The sequence below is a fragment of the Streptomyces sp. NPDC048331 genome (genome assembly GCF_043201215.1).
Classification (GTDB): Bacteria; Actinomycetota; Actinomycetes; order Streptomycetales; family Streptomycetaceae; genus Streptomyces.
In genome coordinates this window covers 1-24,012 of sequence record NZ_JBICYT010000022.1, presented here as the reverse complement: position 1 = coordinate 24,012, position 24,012 = coordinate 1, and the positions used below count along the sequence as shown (strand labels likewise).

Here is a 24,012-nt window from a genome sequence, read left to right as displayed (position 1 = left end):
GCGTGACCGATCCGTTCGGCTTCCTCAGGGTCCCCCGCGAGGCCGTCCCCGCACGCCCCGTCGAGCAACGACTCGGCGACTGGCACGAGGTCTACGCGGGCCAGGCGCTGCTGCCGCTCGTCTCACGGCAGGCCGACCGCTGCATGGACTGCGGCATACCGTTCTGCCACACCGGCTGCCCCCTGGGAAACCTCATCCCCGAGTGGAACGCGTACGCCGCCCACGGCGACTGGCAGGCGGCGTACGAGCGGCTCCACGCCACCAACAACTTCCCCGAGGTCACGGGCAGGCTCTGCCCGGCCCCCTGCGAGGACGCGTGCGTCCTCACGATCAACGCGGACCCGGTGACGATCAAGAACGTCGAGCAGGCGATCGCGGACGAGGGCCGACGGCGCGGCTACATGACACCCAGACCACCGGAGAAGCACAGCGGCAGGACGGTGGCCGTCATCGGCTCCGGCCCCGCGGGACTGGCCGCGGCGCAGCAGCTGACCCGGGCCGGCCACCGCGTCACCGTCCACGAGCGGGCCGACCGGATCGGCGGACTACTGCGCTACGGGATCCCCGAGTTCAAGATGGAGAAGGCCCACCTGGACCGCCGTATCGAGCAGATGCGGGGCGAGGGCACGGTGTTCCTCACGGGCGCGGACATCGGCGGAGCCTCCGGTACCGCGGCGGACGAGCTGCGGAGCCGGTGCGACGCCGTCGTCGTCGCGATCGGGGCCGGCGAGCGCCGGGAGCTGCCGGTCCCAGGCCGTTCGCTGGACGGTATCCACCAGGCCATGGACTACCTGACCTGCGCGAACCGGGTACGGGAGGGCGACTACGCCGTGTCGCCCGTCACCGCCGAAGGCAGACATGTGGTCATCGTGGGCGGCGGCGACACCGGCTCCGACTGCCTCGGGACGGCCCTGCGGCAGGGCGCGGTCTCCGTACTCCAGCTCGACATCAACCCGGAGCCCGGCGCGGGCCGCCCCGACGGCGAGCCCTGGCCGGTGTACCCACGGACGTACCGGATCTCCCACGCCCACGAAGAGGCCCGTGGGCGCGCGGGGCGGGACCCCCGGCTGTTCGCCTGCGCCACCCTGCGCTTCGAGGGGGACGAGGCGGGCCGGGTACGGGCGCTGCACCTGACCGCCGTCGAGCCGGTGGGCCGCAGCCCCCTCGCCGGGACCGAGGACGTCATACCGGCCGGCCTGGTCCTGCTCGCCCTCGGCTTCTCGGGCCCCGAGCGGGCCGGCGGTCTGCGCGAGCAGCTGGCGCTGGAGCTCGACGAGCGGGGCAACTTCGCGCGGGACGCGGGCTTCGCGGTGGGTGAGGAACGAGTGCCGGGAGTGTTCGTGGCGGGTGACGCGGGCCGGGGTCAGTCGCTGGTGGTGTGGGCCATAGCCGAGGGCCGGGCGGCGGCCGCCGCCGTGGACCGCTACCTGACGGGGTCCACCTGCCTCCCGGCCCCGGTCGCGGCGCACGACCGGCCGATGACGGCCTTGGGGCGGATGCGCTACGGGCTCTGACGGCGGGCCGCGGACGTGTGACGCGGGGCGCGTTCCCGCGCTGCGGGGGAGGCTGAGATGCTGATCGGCACGGTGTGTCCCCGGCGTGGTCGACGGGCGCACGTCGACTGTCGACCGCCGGCCAAGAGTCGCTGAGATGAGGAAGCTGCCATGAGTACGGGCACATGGCTCCGGGTCTGCCTACGGCGCTACGTCATGACCATGGCTGTCGGCTGGCCGGCCGCGGCCCTGGTGTTGCCCGTCCTGGGCGACGATCCCTTCTGGTCGTCGTTCGGGGCGGGGCTGGGAGCGGGGCTGATCGTGGTGCCGCTCCTGACGCTCGTGACCATGTTCGTACTCGTCCTGCTGGCCGGTCGGCGGTTCGAGCCGCCGACCGGTGGTCCCTCGCGGATCCGGGGCGGTTGGCTGATGGTGCTGCCCCTGCTCCTGCTGATGCCCGTGGCCCTGCTCGCGCCACTGCAGTACCTGATCGTGCTCGGCGCGCAGCTCGTGTACCTGGTGTGGGTGCTGCCCTGTCAGGACGCCCGCGACACGGCGGACATGCTGCGCTCGCTCGCCGACCCGTCCGTCCCCGCGGAACAGCGGGCGCGGATGGCACGGGCGGTCGCGGGCCTGGAGGGCAGGCCGGTCGTCGAAGCCCTGGTGCAGACCTCGGCCGACGCGGAGCCGGAGGTGGCCGAAGCCGGTCTGGAGACCCTCTGCACCATCTGGCGGCGCGACGGAGTGGTGGGCGAGGACCTGCTGTCGAAGCTCGACCCGCAGGCCCAGGACCGCGTTCGGGCCCTCGGTGTCCGGGTGCGGAGCCCTTGGTGAGCACGGCGGCGATCGGCCGCGCGGACCGCCGTGCACTCCGGTGTTTCGCCGGGCCGGGGCCGGCTTCGTTCAGTGCGGTGGCGGTGCCGGGTTCAGGGCGTTGCCGACCGTGCAGCCGCCCTCTCCCGGCATCCGCTGGATCCGGGGTGGCACCCATACCTCGGTGGCGCCGGGGCTGACGCGGGCGAGCAGGCATTCCTGCGGGTCGAAGTGGTTGCCCTTCACCGCCAGGAGAACGCCGATCCGGCCGCCCTCCGTCTTCACCTCGGTGAGGACCGCCGGATCCAGGCCAAGGGTGGCGAGCGTACGGTGCACCTCGGCCTCATCGACCTGCCCGCCCTCGGGTACCCGGGGGAGTTTCGCGCGGAGCTCCTCGGCCGGCAGCCGGGGCGGTTCGGGCGGCGGGGCGAAGGTCAGCGGAGGGCTGTCCGGGCAGTCCACGTCACGGGGATCCGCACGCCATTCGGACTTGGGCGACGCCCGAACCGTGAAACAGCGCAGCACGGTGACTTCCTCGAGGTCGAACCAACTGTTGTAGGCCGACCCGGATGTGCGGACCACCACGTCGACGCCGTCCCCGTCATGTGTCGACGTACCCGTCAACCGCAGGACCTCCACGCCGTCGATGCCGGAAGCGGTACGCCCGACCTCCTCGGCGGTGCGCGGGCGCTGGCCGTGGAGCCGTTCGCCGACTTTTCGCGCTGCTTCCCGTGCGGCGTCGGTCGCCTCGCCCTCGGAGGACTGCACCACCCCGCATCCGACGGCGAACAGCAACAGCGGTGCGAGGAACAGGAGTCGGCGCATGTCTTCACCTTTCCGGTGCCGTGCGTGGCGGGCAACCGCTCGCGTACCCGGACCGGCGTAGGCGATCGTACTCAGCCGGTGCGGCGACCCGACGCGGGGGCGGGACCGGGCGCAGCGAAGACCGACCTGCCGTCAGGCCGGACGGCAGGACTCGCAAGCGTGGCGGTCGATCGCGGTCACCGGCTCACGAGCCGCATCCCGAACGGCGACATCCCCGTCACGGGCCGGACGCTCCGCCATGATCCTGCCTTCGAGCACGGCATGGTGAGCCTCGTACCGCACCTCGATCCTTGGCGGGTCGGCGTGTTCGAGGATGGTCAGCAGCAACTCGATCACGCCGGACCGACCGGTGACGGAGTCGGTCACCGCGAGATCCCACAGGAACGGAACAGCCGCGACGGTCGCGTCGAAGACAGCCAACTCACCGAGCCACAGACCGAGATCGCGCAATGCGGAAGCACTGGTCCGGGCGTCGCCCCACGCCACTCCCGACAGTCGGCCCGGAACCTCTGCCGCTGGCCGTACGCATGCGTCGACTCGTGCCGACGCACCCGACCCATCCCCTTGAGGATCGTCCACGTCACGCACTCCGGTCCTGCCGACCGCCCGCCCGCCTGCCCCGCAACGCCGAGGGCCCTCGTTCCACCCCACGGACCACGTGCACCGCCGGCGCGGTTTCGCCATGCCGACGAGGCTTCGCCGCGTCGGCGCCTTCGTGTTCACGGCGTCGTCGCGCGCGTGGCGTGGCCCTGCGCCTCCCGTACGGTCATCCACCCTTTCGGCTGACGTCGTCTCCGCCCTGGGCGTCCTGGTCCGCGCAGGGCCGGATGATTCGCTCCCGATGGTGGAAGGAGCCTGCCAGGATGGTGGAGCCTCTGATGCACGGTGCGAGGAGAACGAGTTGACCAGTCCCGAGGCCAACGGGCCCAAGCTGTCGCCGACGTATCCGCCGAAGTCGCCCGTGCCGCAGAAGCGGCCGACCGAATCGCCTCGACCGCAGCCGGCCAGGGAGCCCGGAGCACGCCTGCCGGGTCTGCCCCGGCCGCGCATGCGGATCCGGAACCGGCAGACGGCGGCGCTGACGTTCCGCGCGGACGAGTGGGCGCCGGCGAAAGCCGCGCGCCAGGCCCTGGCCGTCGTGCGCGGGTGGGGCTGTCCCGGCTTGGACGAGCAGGACATGGAGACCGCGGTGAAGCTCTTGGTCGCCGCGGCGGTGAAGGACGGCGGACGCCGCGTCAGCGTGCACCTCGCAGACCAGGAGGAGAAGATCCTGGTGGTCGCCCTCAGCCACCGGCCCGGCACCGCGCCCGAGGGGGAGGTCTTCGCCACCCTTCAGGTCCTGGCCACCGTCGACAGCTGCGGTGACGACCTGGCCGATGACGGCCGCCGGCTGTGGGCTCTTCTGGACGCGGCGCCTCGCTCCGGCCGAACCCCGTAGGAGTGCGAGCTGTCTCTTAGGGATCTTGACGGACCCGCGCTGCCCGACCGCACCGCGCGGCGCTGGAGGGCAAGGTCTGCGACAAGGGCAAGGGCGGGTTCCACTGCGGCAGCGACCTGGATGCGCTGCCGGGTTGCCTGTTGAATGGCGCCATGGCGAGACCACCCAGGACGAAGAAGCAGAGGCCTCATCTCGGCATACCGAGGGAGCTCATCCTGCTGACGGGACGGGGCGACGTGTGGCCCTACACGTTTGTCGCCGATGGGGGCGGTGGCGCATGCGGCAAGGTCGCGATGCCGGGCGATGCGGCCGTAGAGGACGTGCAGGCCGCGGTCTTCACGCCGCTGGCGGAGCTCGCACGGAGCCTCCACGGAGCCGAGATCGGCGTTACGTGGTCCGTCCTGACACCGGATTCGTGGGTGGGGCACGTCCGGCGGGACGGCGCCCCGGCCGATCCCGCGCCGTTCGACGGGGAACCCGAAGGCAGCTGATGCCAGGGCATCCTGCGCCCTCGCGCGAGGTGACGCCACCCGCCGCGACCTCGGCCGGCGGCTCATCGATCCTTCTTGGTGATCATGTCGATCAGGGCGTGGACCGTGTTGCCCTCGGAGTCGATCCCGTGGAGCTCGGCACCCTCGAAAGTGACGACCTCGCTGCTGCGGGGGAACATGTCCCGCTCGTATTCGGTGAGCGCGGCCTCCATGTCCGCGGGATGGGCGGCGAGGGCCTGGCCGAGTTCGGCGCCGTCCAGCATGGCGAGGTTGGCGCCTTCACCGTTCGGGGCCGCGAGGTGGGCGGCGTCGCCGACCAGAGTCACCCCCGGCACCCGGTCCCACCGGTGCTCGGCGGGCAGAGTGTAGTGGGGGCGCAGGACCGGCTCCGTGTCGCCGTCGGTGATCAGCGCGGTGAGTTCCGGTGCCCAGCCGTCGAACTCCCGGGCGATACGCGCGGTGGCCGCGGCGGCATCGGTGAAGTCGATGGCGGCGAACCAGTCCAGCGGCCTGGCCAGCGCCACGTAGGTGTGGAGGGTGTCCCCGGTTTCCCGGTGGGCGAAGATCTCCCGGCCCGGCGAGGGCACGATCAGCATCCCGCCGCCGACCGCCTTCGCGGCGGCCTGGTGACGGGTGTCGGCGTCGAACAGGTACATCTCGACGAACGACGTGCCGGCGTACTCGGGTGTGGCGGTGGAGAGCAGCGGCCGGACCCGGGACCATGCACCGTCCGCTCCGACCAGGAGGCCGGTGACGACCTTCCCGCCGTCGTCGAACTCCACCTCGTGGCGGCCCTCGCCCAGTGCGCGGACACGGCCGGCCTTGCGTCCCCACCGGACAGTTCCGGCCGGGAGCGAGTCGAGCAGGATCCGCCGCAACTCGCCGCGCTGCACCTCGGGGCGACCGCCCGTGCCGTCGTCCGCCTCGTCGAGCAGGACGGTCCCGTCCGGATCGATGACGCGCGTCGCTTGACGGCCCTCCAGGACGATGGCGTGGAACTCGTCCATCAGCCCGGCGGCCTTGAGGGCGAGCTGCCCGTTGTAGTCGTGGATGTCGAGCAGCCCGCCCTGCCGGCGCGCCGAGGGGGAGGTCTCGGCCTCGTAGACCGTGACCGGGATCCCGTGGACGTGCAGCACGCGGGCCAGGGTGAGCCCGCCGAGTCCGGCACCGATGATCGTGACGGGTGTGTCCATGGTGGTTGCTCCTTCGGGAACTGGCCGCCCGATGGTGGGCCGGCCGTCTCCGAAAACGGTGCCGGGCCCCGCCGACGAAACGCCGACGAGCCGCCGACGGCCGACCTACAGCCCCCACGGCCGGCCGACGGCGAACCGACACCGAGCCGACGCCGACCGCACAGCGCTCCGGCGGCCCGGCCTCAGTTCAGGTGCCGCCCGAAGAACCGGTTCCCGTCCTCCACCTCGAACCACGGGGTGCCGGTGTGCCCGCCCGGATTGGCGTGCAGCGTCTTCTCCGTGCTGCCGAAGGCGTCGAACAGGTCAAGGGCCCGTTGCCGGGGGTTCCCTTCGTCGTCCCACTGGAGCAGGAACAACAGCGGAATGGTGACCTGCCGGGCCTCTTCACGCTGGGCGTGGGGCACGTACCCCCCGGCGAAGAGGCCGGCCGCCGCGATGCGTGGCTCGACCACCGCGAGGCGGATGCCGAGGGCGGTCCACCCCGAGTACCCGACCGGGCCGCCGATCTCCGGCATCGCGAGGAGGGCGTCCAGGGTGGTCCGCCATTCCGGGACCGCGTTCTCGACCAGTGGGCCGATGAAGGACTCGAAGATCTCGTCGACCGGCTCGCCGGCCCGCATCGCCCGGCGGAGTTCGGCACGCGCCTCCTCGTCGGCGGCGGAACGGGGCCGGTCCCCGCACCCGGAGGCGTCGATGCAGGCCACCGCGTAGCCGCACGCCGCCGAGTGCCGGGCCCGGGCCACCAACCGGGCCGCGCCCTTGGGCAGGCCGTTGTTGTGGGCCATCAGGATCAGCGGTACCGGTGCTGCGGCGGCTTCGGGAGTCCACAAGGTGCCGGGGATCTCGCCGAGCGTGAATTCGCGTTCGAGGACGCCGTCGTCGAGGCGGTGTTCGGAAGTGAAACGCATGGTCGTGCCTTTCGGGAGTGTTCGTGATCGGCGCTCCCGGACGACCTGCCTATCGTCCGACCGTGACCCCGGAGGGGAGCACCCATGTCAAAACTGCGTTCACGGGTACCACCTCCTCGTTCTCTCGCACGGCCTCCCGAAAGGTAGCAGGAGGTCGCCGGGGCCCGCCGGCGGTTATCGCGGCGGGTGACCCGTGGGAGCAGGAGTCCCCGTACCGAGAGCCCCGGCCGGTTGACTCCCCCCTTACGTCAGGGTTGAGGCTGTGAGCGAACGAAAGGGCAGGTCCATGAGCTACACCGTTGGTCAGGTCGCGGCCGTTGCCGGGGTGACCGTACGCACGCTCCACCACTACGACAAGGCGGGACTGCTCGCCCCCGGCGAGCGCAGCCCGGCCGGCTACCGCCGCTACGGGGACATCGACCTCGCGCGGCTCCAGCAGATCCTCTTCTACCGGGAACTGGGCTTTCCCCTGGACGAGATCGCCGAGATCCTCGCGGATCCCCAGGCGAACGCCCTGGATCACCTGCGGGCCCGACAGCGGCAGCTGACGCAGGAGATCGGCCGGCTGCGGCGGCTGACCGAGGAGGCCGAGCGAGCCATCGAGGTGCAGCAGACGGGTGTGGTGATGACCCCCGAGGAGCGCTTCGAGGTGTTCGGCGAGATCACCTTCGACCTCAGCTACGCCGTCGACGCACAGCGGAAGTGGGGGGATTCGACGGGGCACCGGGAGGCGATGGCCCGAGCCGGCGCCCATTCGAAGGAGGACTGGCGCCTGCTGATGGCAGAGGCCGCCGCCTGGCGGAGGGACCTGTTGTCCGCCTTCGACGACGGTGAACCCGCCGACGGCGAACGGGCCATGGACATAGCCGAAGCCCACCGGTTGCACCTGACCCGCTGGTTCGTACCCTGCCCACCCGGCATGCACCGACGCATCGCGGACGACATCACCACCGACCCGCGCGCCTTCGCCCTTTTCGTTCCGCCATCGCAGCAACGCCCGGGCCTGGCCGCTTATCTCGGCCGGTCCGTGGACGCCAACGCAGCCCGCCACCTCGGCGCCGTGCCCGCGACCACGTCCCTGTCCACGTCGGCGGCCGCGCCGAACGATTCATCACAGTCGAGGAAGAGATGAGAATTCTGATCGCCACGGCCGGCTCGCGCGGCGACGTCGCTCCCTACACCGGCCTGGGCGCCGCACTGCGGCAGGCCGGACACGAGGTCGCACTCGCCGCTACGGAGGGCTTCGCGACCTCCGCCGAAAGCGCCGGGCTGGACTTCGGACCACTGCCCGCGGACCACCGCTCCCACGGCGGTGTCCAGCGCAAACGCGACCTCCTCCGCGCCGCTTCGGCGTTCATGACCGACATCGGCGAGGGAATCGCCGATGTGCTCACTGAAGACACGGATCTGCTCCTGCTGTCGGCCACCACCGCGCCCCTCGGGTGGCATCTGACGCAGGCCACGGGGATACCCGGCCTGGGTGCCTATCTCCAGCCCACCGCACCCACCGGCGACTTCGCCCCGACCGTCACCGGAGCCCGTTCGCTGGGCCGGGCAGGGAACCGCGCCCTCGGCCACTTCGCCCTGCGCATGGCCGACGGGGTCTACGAGCCGGCGGTGAAGCGGTTGCGCGCGCGGCTGCTGCTGCCCCCGCTCACCGCCGCAGCGATGCGCCGGCGGCAGTGCGAGGCAGCCTGGCCCGTCCTGCACGGTTTCAGCACGGCGTTGGTACCGCGCCCCGCCGACTGGGCACCCCACCTCACGGTCACCGGCGCCTGGCAGCCCTACCTCGACCCGTCCGCACAACTCCCCGCGGAGCTGGAGGACTTTCTGACCGCCGGGTCCCGACCCATTCTCGTCGGCTTCGGCAGCATGGCCGGCGGGGAAGGGGAACGTCTGAGCGAGATCACCGTACGCGCCCTACGAAAGGCAGGGTTGCGCGGCATTCTCCAGTCGGGCAGCGCCGGACTCGCCGCCGACGCGGGCGACGACGTCCTTACCGTCGGCGACGTACCGCACGCCCTGCTGTTCCCTCGCCTCGCCGCCGTCGTGCACCACGCCGGGGCCGGAACCACGGCGGCGGCTCTGCGCGCCGGGATACCGTCGGTGACCGTTCCGGTGGCCGCCGACCAACCCTTCTGGGCCGCGCGACTCGCCGGGATCGGCGCGGCGCCGAAGCCGATCCCCTTCCGTTCCCTGACCGAGGAACTCCTTGCCGACGCGCTCACTACGGTGGTGCGGGAGCCCTCGTACGCGCAGGCGGCGGAGGCCGCCGCGCGGCACATGGGCACGGAGGACGGAGAGGAAGCCGTGGTGACGGCCGTGCGACGACTGGAGCGATGAGCGCGGGGCCGCGGGGCGACGGGCGCGATCCTGACAACACGTGGCTCCGCAATCCTCCGCCCCCTCGGATGTAAGATTCATTCCACGATTGCATCTATTACTTCTGGGGGGAAGTCTTGCCTTTCTCGCACACGGCCGAGGCCGTGCGGGCTTGGGTCCACGGTTGGTCCGCCTCGCGGGGCGCAGCTGAACCTGAGGCCTCTGCCTGGGGTTTCACCGTCGACGTGGGCCTCCCCGGACATGTCATGCGCCACGTCCTGCACTCCGCGGACGAAGCGACCGTCCACAAGATCACCCAGCATGTCACCGCGCCCGGCGTCTGGTTGAAGGCCTTCGTTCCACCGGAAACGCTCGAACCCTGGCTCGCCCCCGGCTGGCATCTCGCCGGTGGGTCCGGCTATCTGATGTGCGCAGCGCTGCCCGTCGCCCCCACCCGCGCCCCGGGCCCGATGCCCGCGGGTTACCGGCTGAACACGTGGACACGGGACGGCGTCACCCGCGCTCTGGTGCGTACCGCCGACGGCGTCTTCGCCGCGCGCGGCCAGATCGCGGTCACCGGCCACACCGCCGTCGTCGACCAGGTGGAGACCGACCAGGCCCACCGGCGCCGAGGCCTGGGACACCTGGTGATGCACAGGCTCACCGAGGCCGCCTCGGAGCAAGGGGCCACGGCGGGAGTGCTGGGCGCGACGACCGAAGGCCGGGCGCTCTACGAGAGCATGGGCTGGCGTGTGCTGGCCCCACTCACCAGCGCCGAACGGGGCCCGAACCCGGCCGCCACCTGACAGCGCGAAGAGGGACGGCGAGGGAACGTGGAGAAGTTCGGGGTCGAGCCGCTTCGAAGGGATGACTTCGTGGAGCACGTTCGACGCAGCCCGGCGACGTACTTGCGGGTGGAGCGGGGAAGCGTCGAACTTCCCACCGAGATTGTTCAGGAGTTGGTCGGGATGAGTCCGACAGGCGCGCCGGAAGAGTTCCCGGCGCCCGACACGCCGTTCGGGTCCCGGATGACATTCCACCTCGACCCCTCGTTCTGCGGTCCGGGTGAGGCCATGGCCTGGGTGTTGCGGCCCGAAGAACCGCACGGCAAAGCGTGCAAGGAAGATCCCTCACCCGTGACGTTCCCGATTCGCGATCTCCGTTCGGAGACGGGGGAGTCGGTCGGCGCGTAGGGGGTCCGGGTCCGCTTTCGGTCGCGCCGTGGGCCGCGTCGGCGGCGACCGGGCGTGGCCGTGAAAGGTGGCTGCACCCGCTGAACCGGACTCGCCCCGCCCCAGGGGTGTCCGAGCGGGCGCGCCGGGAACCGAGCGGTGTGTTGACGAATACTCAAAGCGCCTGGTGAGAGGGGGTTTCCCGAGGGTTTCCCGTTTCCCGTTCCAGTGGGCGACCCGCGCCTCCTCGACACGGCGGGGTGCTGGGCCACAGGCTCGGAGTGTCCGGCGGACGGCCGGTACGGGCTCCGTACGACGAGCACCGTGCGAACACCACGACGAGCATGACGCCCCGCGGGACACCGCGTGGCGGGACGGGGGACCGGAGATGGGGATGCGGAGATCGGCGGCGGTGGCGGTGGCGGCACTCACCCTCCTGGCCGCGTGGGGAGGTGCCGGCAGCGCCACAGCGGCCGCGCCGGCCCCGACGCGGAAGGCGGCGCAGGCGTGCGGAGTGCTCGCCCCGGGTGCCTCCGCGGCGGCGGAGAAGGCCGTGGCGGCCGCGTGCGAACAGATCGGCGTCTGGTACACCTGGGGCGGCGGCCACGGGCAGCAGCCGGGGCCGACGTACGGCCAGGTCGACCCGAGTGACCCGGACAGCGCACACGACCCGGAGCGGCTGGGCTTCGACTGCTCGGGCCTGGTCCGGTATGCCTACGCTCGCGCGCTCGGCGGCGATCCGCTGTCCGGAAACGCGTACCACCAGTTCCATTCGCCGCAGGTGAACCAGCGTTTCACGGCCGCCCAGGGAACCGGACCGCTGCTTCCCGGGGACCTGCTGGCATGGGGGTCGGAGGGCTCCATCCACCACATCGCGATCTACCTGGGCGCGGGGAAGATGGTCGAGGCTCGGGAGTCCGGCACCCGGATCACCGTCAGCGACGTACGGCTGGGCGGGGACTACGCGGGGGCGGTCCGCATCGCGCCGGCTACTGCGCCCGGCACGTTCAGCACGTGGGGTACCGACGTGTGGACCCACAAGGAGCCGTCCACCAGCAGTCCGCGGGTACACCGGTTTCCCCGCCCGACGATGGTGCGCGTCGCATGCCAGAAGCACGCCGAACCGGTGACGGCGGAGGGCTATACCAACGACGCCTGGTCCTACCTGCCCGAGTACGGGGCGTGGATCACCAACATCTACCTCAAGGGCCCCGCCTGGCTGGACGGCGTCCCTACCTGCCCCTGAGCACTCGTGCCACCAATGATCGACCCCCCGTCATCCGGCTCCCCAGGGAGCCACTTCGAGGAGGAAGCATGTCCGCAAGCAGGAAGATCGCTCTCGCTCTCACCGCCGCCGCACTGGCCGGTGGTATGGCCACCGTGACCGGCCCGGCCCAGGCGACGCCCGCCACGGGGAAGAGCGCAGCCGCCGAGTGCGGTGTCCGCGCCGACGGCAAGCTGTGGTGCGGCAACCGGGTCGGCGCCAAGGGATACGAGCACCGCCGCTACAACTCCGCGGTGCGGGGGCCGCTGAACACGAGCCCCAGCTGGTTCCAGTGCTGGGGCCGCGGTGACCAGCACGCCGGCGGCAACAACGTCTGGTACTGGACCCAGCTGGACAACGGCCAGTGGGGCAACGTCGCGGCCGTGGACGTCCACACCTCGGTCGACCCCGCGCCGGGCCTGCGTGAGTGCTGACCCCGCCCCCTTTCGGCTCCACCGGGTCGGACACCAGCCTCCCGAACGGGACCCCTGCGGCCCCGGGGGACACCGCCACCCGAGGCCGGGCCCACGGACGGGCCACGATCGCCCTGGACCAAGGGGGGAGAGTCGCCCCGGAGCGGGCGGCCCAGCGGCAGCGAGGCCCGGCCCCGTCGGCCAAGTCGATCTGATGGAGCTGGAGTTCGGCGAGCGCCCGTGGCGCGGGGCGGGGCCGGGGGGCGTTCGCCGACGACGGCGATGGTAGTGCCGCGTTCGGCGCTCAGGACGCACCGGTCGAAGTGACACCCCGGGGTGTCACGCTTCGAGGCGGGTTCCTTCCGGGCGAAGAGGCCTCCCGAGGGGCTACGGAGCGTCCGTTCGGGGGGTGTCACTCCTTCGCCGACGGCAAGTGCTGCTGAAGGGGCGCCGGTCCGTGCTGTGCTGTGGCAACGGCTCGAAGAGGGTCGTCACGTGGGCCGCCGGTTCTTCCCGGTAGGCCCGCGTCCACAGCGAAGGAGGACCGATGTCACCTCAACGCGAGGACCGGCGAGGCCTGATCCTGCTCGGCCAACTCTGCCTCTCTGCGGTCTTTTTGACCGTATCCCTGCTCAACGCCTCTGGAGCCAATGCCGCTGCGGTGCATTCCAAACCGAACCGGGACTGGGACGCCATCGCACGGTGTGAATCCGGCGGGAACTGGCGGGCGAACACCGGCAACGGACACTACGGTGGGCTGCAGTTCACGCAGTCGAGCTGGAACGCGGCAGGTGGCCGCCGGTACGCACCGCGCGCGGACCTCGCCACCAAGGCGGAGCAGATCGCGACCGCGAAGAGACTCGCCAAGATCCAGGGCATGGGCGCTTGGACCTGCGCACGTCGCCGGTGAAATGCAGGCTCCGACAGGTGAGTGGCGCCACCTTCTCCTGCGTGAGCGCGGCGTACCGGCATTCCACCAGGTGAGCCACGTCGCCCTGCTCAGCGTCCGGACCCGCCGGGACCGGCTGATACCGGCCGGGACGGTCCAGGACCGAGGACCTGGATCCGCATCGGTGATCTGCTGAGAGCCACCTGATCGTGGCTCGCCGTGCGTGCCTCGCCGTCGCGGTCGAGGAACCGGCGCCGCCACGTACGCACCGTCTCGCGAGCGATCCCGAGACGGTGCGATACCCCCGCGGCGCCCTGCGCGTTCCGCAGGTCAGGCCTTGGGCAAGGTGTTCACGTAGTCGGTGCCCGAGTTGTAGAAGCCGTCCACGGTCTTCTGCACATCGGCCGGGGACACGACCTCGTCAGCCTTGTAGTAGACCCAGTTGACCTTCATGTCCCAGGTGCGCGGGCCGCCGGTGGCGGTGTGTCGATGAACCAGTTGCTGAAGTGGATGTCCATCTTCTCGCGCGGGACGTACTTGCCGGAGCTGGTGAACAGCTCCTTTCCGTCGAGGGAGTAGGTGACCTTTCCGTTCATGGCGGTGACCATCAGGACGTGCCAGCCCTCGGCGCGCTGCTTGACCGTGTGGCTGACCCGGTCCGGCGGATCGGCCGTGTACCAGCTGACGTTGTCGAGTCGCGGACCCGCCGTACCCCAGCCGCCGTTCGGCAGGTACTCGAAGTCGAGCTCGCTGTAGTTCGCCGAGTCGTCCGCGGGGGCGATCGGGAAGAAGGTCTGGACGACGTGGTCCCCGTTGCGGCCGCTCGTGGGCTTGTCGCTGAGGTGGACCCGAGCGGCGTAGGTCCCCGTGAAGAGGTTCTTGCCGGTGCCCTGCATCTCGACCTGACGGGTGCCCCGCTCGGTGCCGTCGGTGGAGGACTGCAGTCGCAGAGCCCTGCCACCCTGGGCTGTCGTGTCGGCGGGGAAACCGGCACCGGCGGCCCGACCAGGTCGACCAGTCAGGTCTGCGCGGCCGTCTGCTGCGTGGCTTCGGCTGGCCGGTCTCCGTGGTCGGCGCGGTCCTGGCGGTCGCCATGGGCGGCAGCCTGATCGGTGTGCAGGCGGACGCCCCCGCGATGGGCATACCCGCGCAGGCCTCGCGCTCACCCGTCCCGTCGCCGCGCCAGTCGTCCCGGCCGACCTCGTCGGCGTCGCCCTCGACATCGTCACCTCGGGCGGTCGCACGGTCCGCGACTCCCGGGACGAAGGCCCCGACGCCCAAGACCTCGGCCACCCCGGCGAAGACCGCGTCCGCCCCGTCGAAGGCGGCCGCCACCCCGCCGAAGCCCGCCGCCACCGCGCAGCGCGGGGCGAAGCCTTCGGGTCGTCCGGCCGCCAAGCAACCCTGATCACCCGCACCACCGTCTCCAGGAGCGTCATTGTCCCGCCACCAGCGCCGCCGGCAGTCCCCGCTGAGGCCGCGCCGACTTGCGGCGCCGCCGCTGCGCTTCTTCATGCCGCTGTCCCTGCTCGCCTGCCTGCTCGCTCTGCTGGTCCTGCGGGGCCTCGCCACCAACGAGGCGTTCCACGACTCCCGGATCGCGATATCGGTCGACAAGACGACCGTGCCCGTCGACCTCCTCAAAGGCGGTCCGGTCATCGACGCGCGGGGAGCCAAGAACGAGCATCCCGTGAGCTACCACATCCCCGACCGCACCGCGGTGCTCAGCTTCGACGACGGCCCCTCACCGGAGTGGACCCCGAAGGTCCTCGAGGTGCTCGCGGCCCGCAACGTGCGGGCGGACTTCTTCGTGACCGGCGCGATGACCACGCGCAACCCGGAACTGATCCGGCAGATCGTCGCGGGCGGCCACGAGCTCGGCGTACACACCTTCACCCACGCCGACCTGGTGTACCAGTCCCACGCCCGGATCAGCTGGGAGCTGGCGCAGACGCAGCTCGCGCTGGCCGGCGTCGCGGGCGTCCACTCCGCGTTGTTCCGTCCGCCGTACTCCTCGGACGCCACGGCGATGGACGACTGGAACTACCCGGTGATCAAGTACGTGGGGGCGCGCGGCTACCTCACCGCGTTCATCGACCGCGACACCGACGACTGGAAGCGCCCCGGCGTGGACTCGATCGTCAAGGCCGCGATGCCCGCCAAGCCCGGTGCGGGCGCGCTGATCCTGCTGCACGACGCGGGTGGCGACCGTACGCAGACCCTCACCGCGCTCGTGCGGATCATCGACGATCTGCAGGCACAGGACTACCGCTTCACCACGATCTCCGAGGCCCTCGGCGCGTCCAGTGCGACCGTCCCCGTGGACGGATTCCAGCTGTGGGCCGGCAAGGGATTCAGCTGGGCCACCCAGCTCGCCGTGCGCACCCTGCCGGTACTGGTCGGGCTGCTGGCCGTCGTCGGCTTCCTCAATTTCGGCCGCTTCGCGCTGATGCTCGTGCTCGCACCGATCCACGCGCGCCGCTCCAAACGGCGGGATGCCTGGGGACCGCCCGTCGCCGAGCCGGTCACCGTGCTCGTCCCGGCCTACAACGAACGCGAGTGCATAGCCAACACGCTCCACTCGCTCGCCGCCAGTGACCATCCCATCGAGGTCATCGTCATCGACGACGGCTCCACGGATGGCACCGCGGACATCGTCGAGGAGATGGCCCTACCGTTCGTCCGGCTGATCCGCCAGGTCAACGGCGGCAAATCCAGCGCGCTCAACACCGGCATCGCGGCCGCCTCGTACGACATCATCGTGATGATGGACGGGGACACCGTCTTCGAGCCGTCCACCGTGCGGGAGCTGGTCCAGCCCTTCGGCGACCCGGCGATCGGCGCCGTCGCGGGCAACGCCAAGGTAGGCAACCGGGAGAGCCTGATCGGCGCCTGGCAACACATCGAGTACGTCCTCGGCCACAACCTGGACCGCCGGATGTACGACATGCTGGGGGTCATCCCGACCATCCCCGGCGCCGTCGGCGCGTTCCGCAAGGAGGCCCTGCGGAGGGTCGGCGGGATGAGCGACGACACCCTCGCCGAGGACACCGACATCACCATCGCGATGCTCTGCGACGGCTGGCGGATCGTCTACGCCGAGCACGCCCGCGCCTGGACCGAGGCGCCCGCCAGCCTCCAGCAGCTCTGGTCCCAGCGGTACCGCTGGAGCTACGGCAGCATGCAGGCCATGTGGAAGCACCGCGGTGCCGTGACCTCACGTGGCCCGGCCGGGCGTTTCGGCCGGCTCGGACTTCCGCTCGTCGTGCTGTTCGGTGTGATCGCCCCGCTGCTGGCGCCGTTGGTCGACCTGTTCCTGCTCTACGGCGTGCTGTTCGGGGACGCTCCGATCACCCTCACCAGCTGGGGCGGCTTCATCCTGCTCCAGGCCGCGCTGTCCTGGTACGCCTTCCGACTCGACCGCGAGAAGTCCTGGCATCTGATCAGCCTTCCGATCCAACAACTGGTCTACCGGCAGCTGATGTACATCGTCCTGTTGCAGTCCGCGATCACGGCGATGACCGGTGGCCGCCTGCGCTGGCAGAAGCTCCGGCGCACCGGCGAGGTCGCCGTACCGGTGGAGGCCTGACCGTGACCGCATCCTTCGACCTCGGCCGCGCTCGGGACACCATGCAACTGAGAGTCCCGGCCGCTCTGCGATCGGACCCGTCGTGGGATCCGGATCCGGAGCCGGATCGGCAGCCCACTCCTGAACCACAGGCCCAAGCGCCGGCCGACGGCAAGGGAGGCCGGGACCGCTATCTCGACCTGCTGCGCGCCCTGGCGCTGGGCCGAGTGATGCTCTACCACACCTTCGGTTGGTTCTGGCTGCCGCTCGTCTTCCCGTCGATGGGCGTCATGTTCGCCCTGGCCGGCTCGCTGATGGCTCGTTCACTCAGCCGTCCCGCTCTCGCCGTGATCCGCGGCCGGCTGCGCCGTCTGCTGCCGCCGATGTGGGTGTTCGGCGCCGTCCTGATCGCCCTCCAGATCCTCGACGGCTGGGGCCCTCACTCCGAAGGCCACCCCACCTGGTGGTGGTCCAAGCTGGCCTTCTGGATCCTGCCGCTGAGCACCCCGCCGTACGCGGAGGAGCTGGCCGGCTTCCAGCACGTGGAAGCCGGCTGGGCCACGCAGGTCATCGTCCCGCTCTGGTACCTCCGCGCCTACCTCTGGTACGTCCTGCTCTCGCCGCTGCTGCTCCGGGCACTGCGACGCTTCCCGGTGCTGACGCTGTCCGCTCCGCCGGCGATGGTGATCGTCATGAACGCGTTCTTCGTCGACCAGGAGTTCATCTACAGCCGGGTCTGGGAGACCGCGAACGACTTCGCCACGTTCGGCGCCTGCTGGATCCTCGGCATGGCCCACCAGGAGGGACTGCTCAAGAAGATCCCTCAGTACGTGCTGCCGTCCATCGCACCGCTGATCATGGTGGCCGGCTTCTGGTACCTGCAGACCCGTCCGGTCGATCCGACCGTGGCGACGGACATCGAGGCCTGGCCGATCGCTCAGGCCCTGTGGTCCTTCGGCTTCGTCGCCATCCTCCTCCACGTCAGCCCGTCCTGGGAGCGCCGGCCCAGACCGCTGGAACGCTGGAACGGCCTGGTGAGCCTGCTGAACGCACGAGCCGTGAGCGTCTATCTCTGGCACCAGGCAGCGCTCGTGGCCGCCGTCCCGCTGATCGACCCCCTCTGGAGCATCCCCTTCTTCTACGACAACTTCCAGTGGCTGCTGGCCAGCCAGTGGTTCATGTTGCTGGTGGCGATCCCGCTGACCGGACTGCTGGTGCTGACCTTCGGCTGGGTCGAGGACGTCGCGGCCAAGCGCTCGCCGCGGCTCTTCCCGTACCCGCGCCGCCGTAGAAGGGGCCGGCGCAGGGCCACCGAGTGACGCGAGCTTCACCTGGTTCGTGGATCGTCCGTCGAGGCCGAGGCCGAGGCCGAGGCCGAGGTCGAGGTCGAGTGTCGACGGACGACGGACGACGGACGACGGACGACGGACGACGGACGACTACGCTGTCCTTCCGCGTACGACCGGCCGGAAGGCGGAGGCGCGCGCACGGCTCGAATGCCCTTGATCCCACCGGAGGGGTTGATGGAACCGGAGGTCGTTCCCGGCTGGTTCTGGGAGGTCCTGGACACGGCCAGGCCCAGCCTGTCCGCCTTGGAGTCATGGCTGGAGGCACAGCCGAGAGACGTTCTCGAGACCTACGCGGTGGCGTACCTGGAGGCCGCCGAGTCCCTGATCGACTTCTCGGAAGGCGTGACGGTCGACGGAGAGGTCTGGTCCGAGGACAGCACCGAGGACCTCTGCGTGTGGGTGGTCGGGCAGGGGCGTGCGTTCTGGCGTTCGACGATCGAGGGGAGCTGGGACCTGTCGGACGCCGCGCAGGCGTATCTGCGACGCCCCTCGTCCCTGATGGGGGAGGTGACGTGGTGGGACGGCCAGGTCCGCCGCCCGGAGCACACCGGCTACGCGTCCCCGGCCACCCTCGTCCACGGCGTGTACCGCACGCGCTTCGGGCAGGACCTGTACGAGCGGCTCACGGCTGGATGACGTGTTCCGGCGAGGCACGTCCGGCGAGGCACGTCCGGTGAGGAGCCGGCGGTGTCCGGTGGGCGGGGGTGGCGGCCGGGTGCGTTAGTTTGCTCGGATGAGTCTCCTCGATGATGTGGCTGAGCGCGATGGCTGGCGATGCTGGGTGTGCGACGAACCGGTCGACCCCGACAAGTCGGTGAACGACCCGCAGGGGCCCAGCGTTGACAGCCGGACCGCCGACCGAAAGGCCAAGGTCGCCGAGCGGCTCGCACACCGCGCGTGCAACACCCGCAAGGGCGCCGTCAAGGCGGTCATCGCCTGGCCGGACCGCCTGTACGTGGTTGAACCCGCCCCGCTGATCACTGTTGCCGAGCGGCTGGAGCGCAAGGGGGGCCGCGAGGTGGTGTGCCGTTGCCCGGACCGGCAGGGCGCCCAGGATGCGGCGGATTGGCTGGTGGACCGGTTCGCCCGACTGGCACCGGGGCTGCCGGTGGCCGCCCACGTCGAGGCGGGCGGCGGCCAGTTCCTCGTCATCCTGGCCACGGGCCGCCGCTGACAGCAGCGCACACTGCGTCGAGCTGAACGGACGGCCCACGACGGCCTACGGCGTCAGGGGTGGGTGCGCGGTGTGCGGGCGAGGCGCAGACCGATGTCCTCGATGCGGAGCGTGGGGTGGCTGCGGCGGCGGACCGAGGTACGGCAGCTCCAGTGCGGGTCGTACCAACCGCCGCCCTTCAGGACCCGGTAGGAGCCGTACACGTCGGGGTCGTAGAGATCCCAGCACCATTCCCAGATGTTGCCGAGCATGTCGTACAGGCCCCAGGAGTTGGGGCGGCGGGTGGCGACTTCGTGGATGCGTTCCTGGGAGTTGCCGCGGTGCCAGGCGATGTCGTCGAGGGGTCCGTAGCGGGGGCCTTCGGTGCCGGCGCGGCACGCGTGTTCCCATTCGGCCTCGGTGGGAAGGCGGTAGCCGTCCGCAGTCCGATCCCAGGTGATGCCGCCGTCCGCTCCGTCTGCCTCAGTCCCGTCGTCCGTGGCGTCGTGGAGGCGGTAGGCGGGGGTCAACCCCTCCTGCTGCGAGAGGGTGTTGCAGTAGCGGACGGCGTCCCACCAGGACAGGCTGTGCGCCGGGAGCCGCCCGCCGTCGTGCTCGCTGTCCTGCCGGTGCGTTGCGGTTGTCTCCGTGTGGGCGGCTTGGGTGAGGGGGTGTGCGGCGAGGAGGTAGGGGGCGACTTCGACGGTCCAACTGTGTTGGGTGCGGCGGTCGGTGAGCGTAACCTGCCCGCCGGGCACGGTGATCATCACGTTTCTTGTCCCCATTGCTGGTGGTAGCGGCGGTGGTTGTGGTGTCGGTCCGCGATGGCAGGGCAGGGAGATAGAGTCCCGATGTCCACGCCGACTCTCACCGGCAGCGAGGGCGAGAGGCGAGGTCGTCGCTGGGGGAAGCGGATGCGCTGCAGCAGGGACGGGCCATCCCGGACCGGGGTGACGTCCCCGTGGGCCATGGAGTGCGGGTGGGCGCAGGCCCGTTCCGAGTTGTGGCGGCGCCGAGTTGGTACACGTGGTCGATCACCGGACCGAGCGTAGACCAGGTGGTCGGCGAACGGGGTGACCTCGTGAGGGGAGGCCGTGGTCTGGGGCCGCCGACCGGGTGCCACCCCGTAGCTGTGGTGGCCGATCGTGTCTCACCGGGTGGCCCGTGGCGCCACCGTGCCGCCGTTCCTTACCCGGTGGGCCGTGATGGTGGCCCACGCCGGGGTGCTGGAGGGGCGGCGGGTTGGCGGGGCCGGAGCCGAGGGTGGCTTCGACCAACCGTCGGACGGTGTCGTCGTCGAGGTTTCCCTCGAAGTGGAGGTCGCGGAACACGATCGTTCCGGCCCGGCGATCCAGGCCGGAGAGATGTCCGTGTCCTCGGTGAGGGGGCCCTGTGGCCCTCGACCAGGTTGTCCGTCAGAAGCCGGCGGAGGCCGGAGTCGTCGCCGACGACGGTCAGCAGTGCGGGCAACGCGAGGTGGATCTCGCGCGAGCGGTACAGGTCCGCCGGCGCGTGGGCCACCGCGGTGAACTCGGCCTTGCTGTCGCCGTGTCCTCGTCGGGTATCGCGGGCAACTCCTCGCGTTCCGCGTCGAGGGCGACGGGACACACCTGCTTCCGGGGGTCGACCCCCACGCGCCCGCCCCCCACCTACCCCCCACACTCGCACCTGCCCCCACCTGCCGTCCGGCGGTCCCGGCCGGTCCCGGATACTGGGTGCCGGCAGCACGACGGGGGCGGGGCATGGCAGGACGACGAGGGACCGGACGGGCCGCGGCATGGGCCGCGGGGCTATTGCTCACGACAGGATGCCTCCCGTCGGCCCCCGGGCCGACCGCCCGGCCCGAGACCGGGCAGCAGGAGGACCGGCCCCTGGACGGGGGCGGAGCGCCGCCCTGAGCGCGTGCGGGAAACGTGGCCCCGTTCTGGACCCCGACCCCCGCCCGTCCAAGGGCGCCGCAACCCCTCAGATGGTGGTGCTCGCCTACGGCTACTCCAGCGAAGGAGCCGCCGATCCGGGACGGATCACGATCAACCTGTCCATCGCCCCGGGAAGCAGTACACCGCTGGTCCTGGGCAAGCCTCTCGGCGGGAGAGGACCAAGCGTGGAGATCCAGGGCCCGGATGGCATCGTGATGGCTGCCCACAGCATGCCCGTGACACTCGCAACCGAGTCGCTCGCCGGCGAACTGCAAGCGGGCCCCGAACCGCTCAACTTCGAGATCGTCATTCCCGCCGCCGCGATGTGCCCCGGCCACAGCCTCCGCGACGCCGTGACGGAAGGCACCGCACTCGGCGAGAAGGCCCACACCCTGACCGTCGGCGTCCGCGACCAGGCCGTCGCCCGCCACCGGGCCGCCCACGGCATCGACGACGCAGGCGAACTGCTGGTCGCCTCGTGGCCCCCGAGCCCCGACCAGGCCGACGGCGCAGGCACCTTCCCGGACGATGAGGCACCCGGGCCCGCCGAAGCGGCCCGCTGACCATGCGGCGGGCAGGCCCGACGCCCGCGCCGCGGAATCAGCAGCCGCGGTCGAGGCCCTCGACCTCGGCCGCGTGCCCTACTGCCTCTCTCGTACACGGCCACGTTCGGTCACCGCGAAGCTTCCCGTAGGAACCCTGTGAACAACTCGCGGACGTGCCCGTGCCCGTGCCCGCGCCCCGGTGGGAAGTTCAGGCTCTCGTCTGGCGCGTCTGGGCAACCAGGACGGTGGTGGCCCGGTCGAGGAGTTCACAGAGGGTGGCGTGCTCGTGGGGCGTGAACGCCTCGGTCAGTGCTTGTTCGAGGACGGCCACCTCCTGGTAAGCGTGGTCCAGAAGGGCCCGGCCCGCATCACTCAGGGTGGCGATCTGCACCTTGGCATGGACGGGGGACGTCTCGCGTCGGATGAGCCCCTTGCCCTCCATGTTGGTCAGCACACTGCCCATGCTCTGTTGTGTGACGCCGCAGGAGCGGGCGAGTTGGGCGCCGGACATGCCGCCCTCACGCGAGAGAGCCAGCAGCACGGTGTATTGGGTCATGGTCAGCCCGTACCCGCGCAACACCGCTTCGTGGTGAGCCATCAGGGCCTGCTCCGACCGTCTGATCCGGGTGCAGAGGCTCTCCTCGATCGGGGTCTCCATCACACACTCCCACTCCAATAACAGGTTCATGGATTGACTCAGGAACCTTATATGCCTACCGTTCTCGACTGTAAGGATACTGAGTCAGCACAAGGGGTTGTGTAGATGAAGGCTGTTCTTCTCGATGCCGAGAACCACTACCGTCTCGCCGAGCTCGACGAGCCCGCTCCCGGCCCCGGCCAGGTGGCGATCCGGGTCGCCTATGCCGGGATCCAGTGGGGGGACACCATGGTCCGTGACGGTCGTTTCCCCGTGCCGCGTCCGTTCGTGCCCGGTTTCGAGGCGTCCGGGTACGTCACCGCCGTCGGTGAGGGCGTCGACGCCGCCCGCATCGGCACCGCCGTGACCGCTCTGACCACGGGGGGCGCCTACGCGGAGGTGGTCCTGGCGCCCGCCGAGCTCGCTCTGGACGTCGGTGACCTGCCGCTGCGGACGGCGGCGGGCCTGGGCTGGGGCGCACCGACCGCCTACGACCTGGTCAACACCGTCGCGCGGGTCTTGCCGGGTGAGAGCGTGCTCGTGCATGCGGCGGCCGGGTCGGTCGGTGTTCTGGCCGCCCAGTTCGCCCGCCTGGCCGGAGCCGGCCGGGTGGTCGGTGTGGTGGGCAGCGCGGCGAGGGCCGACTATGCCTCCGGGTTCGGGTACGACCGGGTCGTGCTGCGCGAGGACTTTCCGGCCGCTCTCGAGGGGGAGCGCTTCGACGTGATCCTGGACCCGGTCGGTGGCGCCACCCGCCGTGCCGCGCTGCGGCAGTTGGCGGCGCACGGGCGTCTGGTGGTGTTCGGTGAACTCGGCGGCTTCGGACCTGTTCCCGCCGACTCCAGCGATCTCCTGATGAATGGTGCGTCGTTGTTGGCGTACAACAGTGAGCTTTTGGCGCGGACTCGTCCTGGGCGTCTCGCGGGGAGTGTTCGGCGTGTGTTGGGTCTGGTTGGGGACGGGAGTGTGCGTGTGGATGTGACTGCGGAGTTCGAGTTGGGGGATGTGGCCGCCGCGGTGGGGCGGTTGGCCGGGGGTGTCACGTGTGGCAAGAGTGTGTTGCGGGTGGCGTGATGGTGGGGTGGTGTGGGGTCGGGTCGTTGTCTTCGGATCCTCGCTGATCGGATGAAGACGGCGGCGGGGTGGAGTTCTGCGAGGTGGGTGGTGGTGGTCTTGTCGTAACGGGTGGCCGGGCCGCGCCATTGCTCGAGCTTGTTGATGGACCGCTCGACGGTGTTCCGCTGTTTGTGGGTCTCGGGGTCGAAGGTGGGAGGGCGGCCGCGGAGTCGGCCGGGCCGCCTGCGGTTCGCGGCCTGGTGCGCGGGCTGCGGGATCACCGCCCGGATCTGGCGCCGACGCAGGTGTCGGTGGATTGCCCGGGACGAGTGGGCCTTGTCGGCCAGGACCACGTCTGGTGTGGTCCTGGGACGGCCGATCCGTCGGGGCACCGGTGATCGGGCCATGACCTGGGTGAACGCCGGTGCGTCACGGGCCTGGTCGGGCGTGAGGACGCCGGCCTGCGGTCGGTGTCTCTTCGTCCCTGGTCCTGTCCTGCCCGGTCGGTGGTCGGCGGTCGGGGTGTTCTCTGCCGCCGGCCGTTGTCGGGGTTGCTGTCGGTGG

General features: G+C 70.9%; 26 protein-coding genes and 1 pseudogene. 18 read left to right on the top strand and 9 right to left on the bottom strand.

Annotated elements, in window-relative coordinates:
* Window positions 1-2: 2 nt before the first annotated feature.
* The gene (locus tag ACGFYY_RS27710; protein WP_393713390.1) at window positions 3-1,514 is read left to right on the top strand and encodes a glutamate synthase subunit beta; all 1,512 of its coding nucleotides are present in this window, start codon (window positions 3-5) and stop codon (window positions 1,512-1,514) included.
* A 150-nt stretch (window positions 1,515-1,664) separates the two neighbouring features.
* On the top strand, window positions 1,665-2,327 hold the full coding sequence (locus tag ACGFYY_RS27705; RefSeq protein ID WP_393713388.1) for a hypothetical protein: 663 nt from the start codon (window positions 1,665-1,667) through the stop codon (window positions 2,325-2,327).
* A 69-nt stretch (window positions 2,328-2,396) separates the two neighbouring features.
* On the opposite strand, the gene ACGFYY_RS27700 is transcribed toward ACGFYY_RS27705, so the two are convergent.
* The gene (locus ACGFYY_RS27700; RefSeq protein ID WP_393713386.1) at window positions 2,397-3,131 is read right to left on the bottom strand and encodes a translation initiation factor IF-2; all 735 of its coding nucleotides are present in this window, start codon (window positions 3,129-3,131) and stop codon (window positions 2,397-2,399) included.
* A 132-nt stretch (window positions 3,132-3,263) separates the two neighbouring features.
* Window positions 3,264-3,617: a hypothetical protein gene (locus ACGFYY_RS27695; RefSeq protein WP_393713384.1), complete on the bottom strand. Its 354-nt coding sequence runs from the start codon at window positions 3,615-3,617 to the stop codon at window positions 3,264-3,266.
* A gap of 415 nt (window positions 3,618-4,032) precedes the next feature.
* On the opposite strand from ACGFYY_RS27695, the gene ACGFYY_RS27690 reads away from it, so the two are divergent.
* Window positions 4,033-4,569 (top strand): hypothetical protein, encoded by a 537-nt coding sequence (locus tag ACGFYY_RS27690; protein ID WP_393713382.1) that lies wholly within the window; start codon window positions 4,033-4,035, stop codon window positions 4,567-4,569.
* A 152-nt stretch (window positions 4,570-4,721) separates the two neighbouring features.
* On the top strand, window positions 4,722-5,060 hold the full coding sequence (locus tag ACGFYY_RS27685) for a hypothetical protein (protein ID WP_393713380.1): 339 nt from the start codon (window positions 4,722-4,724) through the stop codon (window positions 5,058-5,060).
* Window positions 5,061-5,122: 62 nt separating this feature from the next.
* On the opposite strand, the gene ACGFYY_RS27680 is transcribed toward ACGFYY_RS27685, so the two are convergent.
* Both ACGFYY_RS27680 and ACGFYY_RS27675 read right to left on the bottom strand, forming a co-directional pair.
* The gene (locus tag ACGFYY_RS27680; protein ID WP_393713378.1) at window positions 5,123-6,253 is read right to left on the bottom strand and encodes an FAD-dependent oxidoreductase; all 1,131 of its coding nucleotides are present in this window, start codon (window positions 6,251-6,253) and stop codon (window positions 5,123-5,125) included.
* A gap of 182 nt (window positions 6,254-6,435) precedes the next feature.
* Window positions 6,436-7,161, bottom strand: coding sequence for a dienelactone hydrolase family protein (locus ACGFYY_RS27675; RefSeq protein WP_393713376.1), 726 nt, complete (start codon window positions 7,159-7,161; stop codon window positions 6,436-6,438).
* Window positions 7,162-7,447: 286 nt separating this feature from the next.
* Here ACGFYY_RS27675 and ACGFYY_RS27670 point away from each other — a divergent pair, with 286 nt between their 5' ends.
* The 7 genes from ACGFYY_RS27670 to ACGFYY_RS27640 all read left to right on the top strand — a co-directional run bounded on the left by ACGFYY_RS27670 (window position 7,448) and on the right by ACGFYY_RS27640 (window position 13,242).
* Window positions 7,448-8,293 carry a MerR family transcriptional regulator gene (locus ACGFYY_RS27670; RefSeq protein WP_393713374.1) on the top strand — a complete coding sequence of 282 codons (846 nt, stop codon included), beginning with the start codon at window positions 7,448-7,450 and terminating at the stop codon, window positions 8,291-8,293.
* Window positions 8,290-9,504 (top strand): glycosyltransferase, encoded by a 1,215-nt coding sequence (locus tag ACGFYY_RS27665; protein WP_393713372.1) that lies wholly within the window; start codon window positions 8,290-8,292, stop codon window positions 9,502-9,504. Before ACGFYY_RS27670 ends, ACGFYY_RS27665 begins: the two co-directional genes overlap by 4 nt.
* Before the next feature lie 245 nt (window positions 9,505-9,749).
* Window positions 9,750-10,289, top strand: a complete 540-nt coding sequence (locus tag ACGFYY_RS27660) for a GNAT family N-acetyltransferase (protein WP_393713370.1) — start codon at window positions 9,750-9,752, stop codon at window positions 10,287-10,289.
* 27 nt (window positions 10,290-10,316) lie between these two features.
* Window positions 10,317-10,676 carry a hypothetical protein gene (locus ACGFYY_RS27655; RefSeq protein WP_393713368.1) on the top strand — a complete coding sequence of 120 codons (360 nt, stop codon included), beginning with the start codon at window positions 10,317-10,319 and terminating at the stop codon, window positions 10,674-10,676.
* A 373-nt stretch (window positions 10,677-11,049) separates the two neighbouring features.
* Window positions 11,050-11,901: a C40 family peptidase gene (locus tag ACGFYY_RS27650; RefSeq protein WP_393713365.1), complete on the top strand. Its 852-nt coding sequence runs from the start codon at window positions 11,050-11,052 to the stop codon at window positions 11,899-11,901.
* 68 nt (window positions 11,902-11,969) lie between these two features.
* Window positions 11,970-12,353, top strand: a complete 384-nt coding sequence (locus ACGFYY_RS27645; RefSeq protein ID WP_365273151.1) for a hypothetical protein — start codon at window positions 11,970-11,972, stop codon at window positions 12,351-12,353.
* Between the two features lie 526 nt (window positions 12,354-12,879).
* The gene (locus tag ACGFYY_RS27640; protein WP_393713363.1) at window positions 12,880-13,242 is read left to right on the top strand and encodes a transglycosylase family protein; all 363 of its coding nucleotides are present in this window, start codon (window positions 12,880-12,882) and stop codon (window positions 13,240-13,242) included.
* A gap of 309 nt (window positions 13,243-13,551) precedes the next feature.
* On the opposite strand, the gene ACGFYY_RS27635 is transcribed toward ACGFYY_RS27640, so the two are convergent.
* Window positions 13,552-13,674, bottom strand: a complete 123-nt coding sequence (locus ACGFYY_RS27635; RefSeq protein WP_393713361.1) for a hypothetical protein — start codon at window positions 13,672-13,674, stop codon at window positions 13,552-13,554.
* The gene (locus ACGFYY_RS27630) at window positions 13,671-14,117 is read right to left on the bottom strand and encodes a glycoside hydrolase family 16 protein (protein WP_393713359.1); all 447 of its coding nucleotides are present in this window, start codon (window positions 14,115-14,117) and stop codon (window positions 13,671-13,673) included. The genes ACGFYY_RS27635 and ACGFYY_RS27630 overlap by 4 nt, the downstream gene beginning before the upstream one ends.
* 170 nt (window positions 14,118-14,287) lie before the next feature.
* On the opposite strand from ACGFYY_RS27630, the gene ACGFYY_RS27625 reads away from it, so the two are divergent.
* From ACGFYY_RS27625 to ACGFYY_RS27605, 5 genes are all read left to right on the top strand, one after another.
* A complete protein-coding gene (locus ACGFYY_RS27625; protein WP_393713357.1) occupies window positions 14,288-14,629 on the top strand; it encodes a hypothetical protein in 342 nt (113 codons plus the stop codon).
* A gap of 30 nt (window positions 14,630-14,659) precedes the next feature.
* Window positions 14,660-16,810: a bifunctional polysaccharide deacetylase/glycosyltransferase family 2 protein gene (locus ACGFYY_RS27620; protein ID WP_393713355.1), complete on the top strand. Its 2,151-nt coding sequence runs from the start codon at window positions 14,660-14,662 to the stop codon at window positions 16,808-16,810.
* Window positions 16,811-16,812: 2 nt separating this feature from the next.
* On the top strand, window positions 16,813-18,108 hold the full coding sequence (locus ACGFYY_RS27615) for an acyltransferase (protein ID WP_393713353.1): 1,296 nt from the start codon (window positions 16,813-16,815) through the stop codon (window positions 18,106-18,108).
* Between the two features lie 204 nt (window positions 18,109-18,312).
* The gene (locus ACGFYY_RS27610) at window positions 18,313-18,774 is read left to right on the top strand and encodes a hypothetical protein (RefSeq protein WP_393713351.1); all 462 of its coding nucleotides are present in this window, start codon (window positions 18,313-18,315) and stop codon (window positions 18,772-18,774) included.
* Between the two features lie 97 nt (window positions 18,775-18,871).
* Window positions 18,872-19,312, top strand: a complete 441-nt coding sequence (locus ACGFYY_RS27605; protein WP_393713349.1) for a hypothetical protein — start codon at window positions 18,872-18,874, stop codon at window positions 19,310-19,312.
* 53 nt (window positions 19,313-19,365) lie between these two features.
* Here ACGFYY_RS27605 and ACGFYY_RS27600 read toward each other — a convergent pair whose 3' ends face one another.
* Window positions 19,366-20,058, bottom strand: a complete 693-nt coding sequence (locus ACGFYY_RS27600) for a formylglycine-generating enzyme family protein (RefSeq protein ID WP_393713347.1) — start codon at window positions 20,056-20,058, stop codon at window positions 19,366-19,368.
* Between the two features lie 1,388 nt (window positions 20,059-21,446).
* On the opposite strand from ACGFYY_RS27600, the gene ACGFYY_RS27595 reads away from it, so the two are divergent.
* Window positions 21,447-21,773: a hypothetical protein gene (locus ACGFYY_RS27595; protein WP_393713345.1), complete on the top strand. Its 327-nt coding sequence runs from the start codon at window positions 21,447-21,449 to the stop codon at window positions 21,771-21,773.
* A 190-nt stretch (window positions 21,774-21,963) separates the two neighbouring features.
* Here ACGFYY_RS27595 and ACGFYY_RS27590 read toward each other — a convergent pair whose 3' ends face one another.
* Window positions 21,964-22,443 (bottom strand): MarR family winged helix-turn-helix transcriptional regulator, encoded by a 480-nt coding sequence (locus tag ACGFYY_RS27590; protein ID WP_393713343.1) that lies wholly within the window; start codon window positions 22,441-22,443, stop codon window positions 21,964-21,966.
* A gap of 75 nt (window positions 22,444-22,518) precedes the next feature.
* Between ACGFYY_RS27590 and ACGFYY_RS27585 the strand changes: the two genes are divergently transcribed.
* Complete coding sequence (locus ACGFYY_RS27585; protein WP_393713341.1) at window positions 22,519-23,466, top strand: zinc-binding alcohol dehydrogenase family protein; 948 nt, start codon at window positions 22,519-22,521, stop codon at window positions 23,464-23,466.
* Between the two features lie 110 nt (window positions 23,467-23,576).
* On the opposite strand, the pseudogene ACGFYY_RS27580 reads toward ACGFYY_RS27585, so the two are convergent.
* Window positions 23,577-24,012, bottom strand: a pseudogene (locus tag ACGFYY_RS27580) (transposase); the annotation flags it as partial.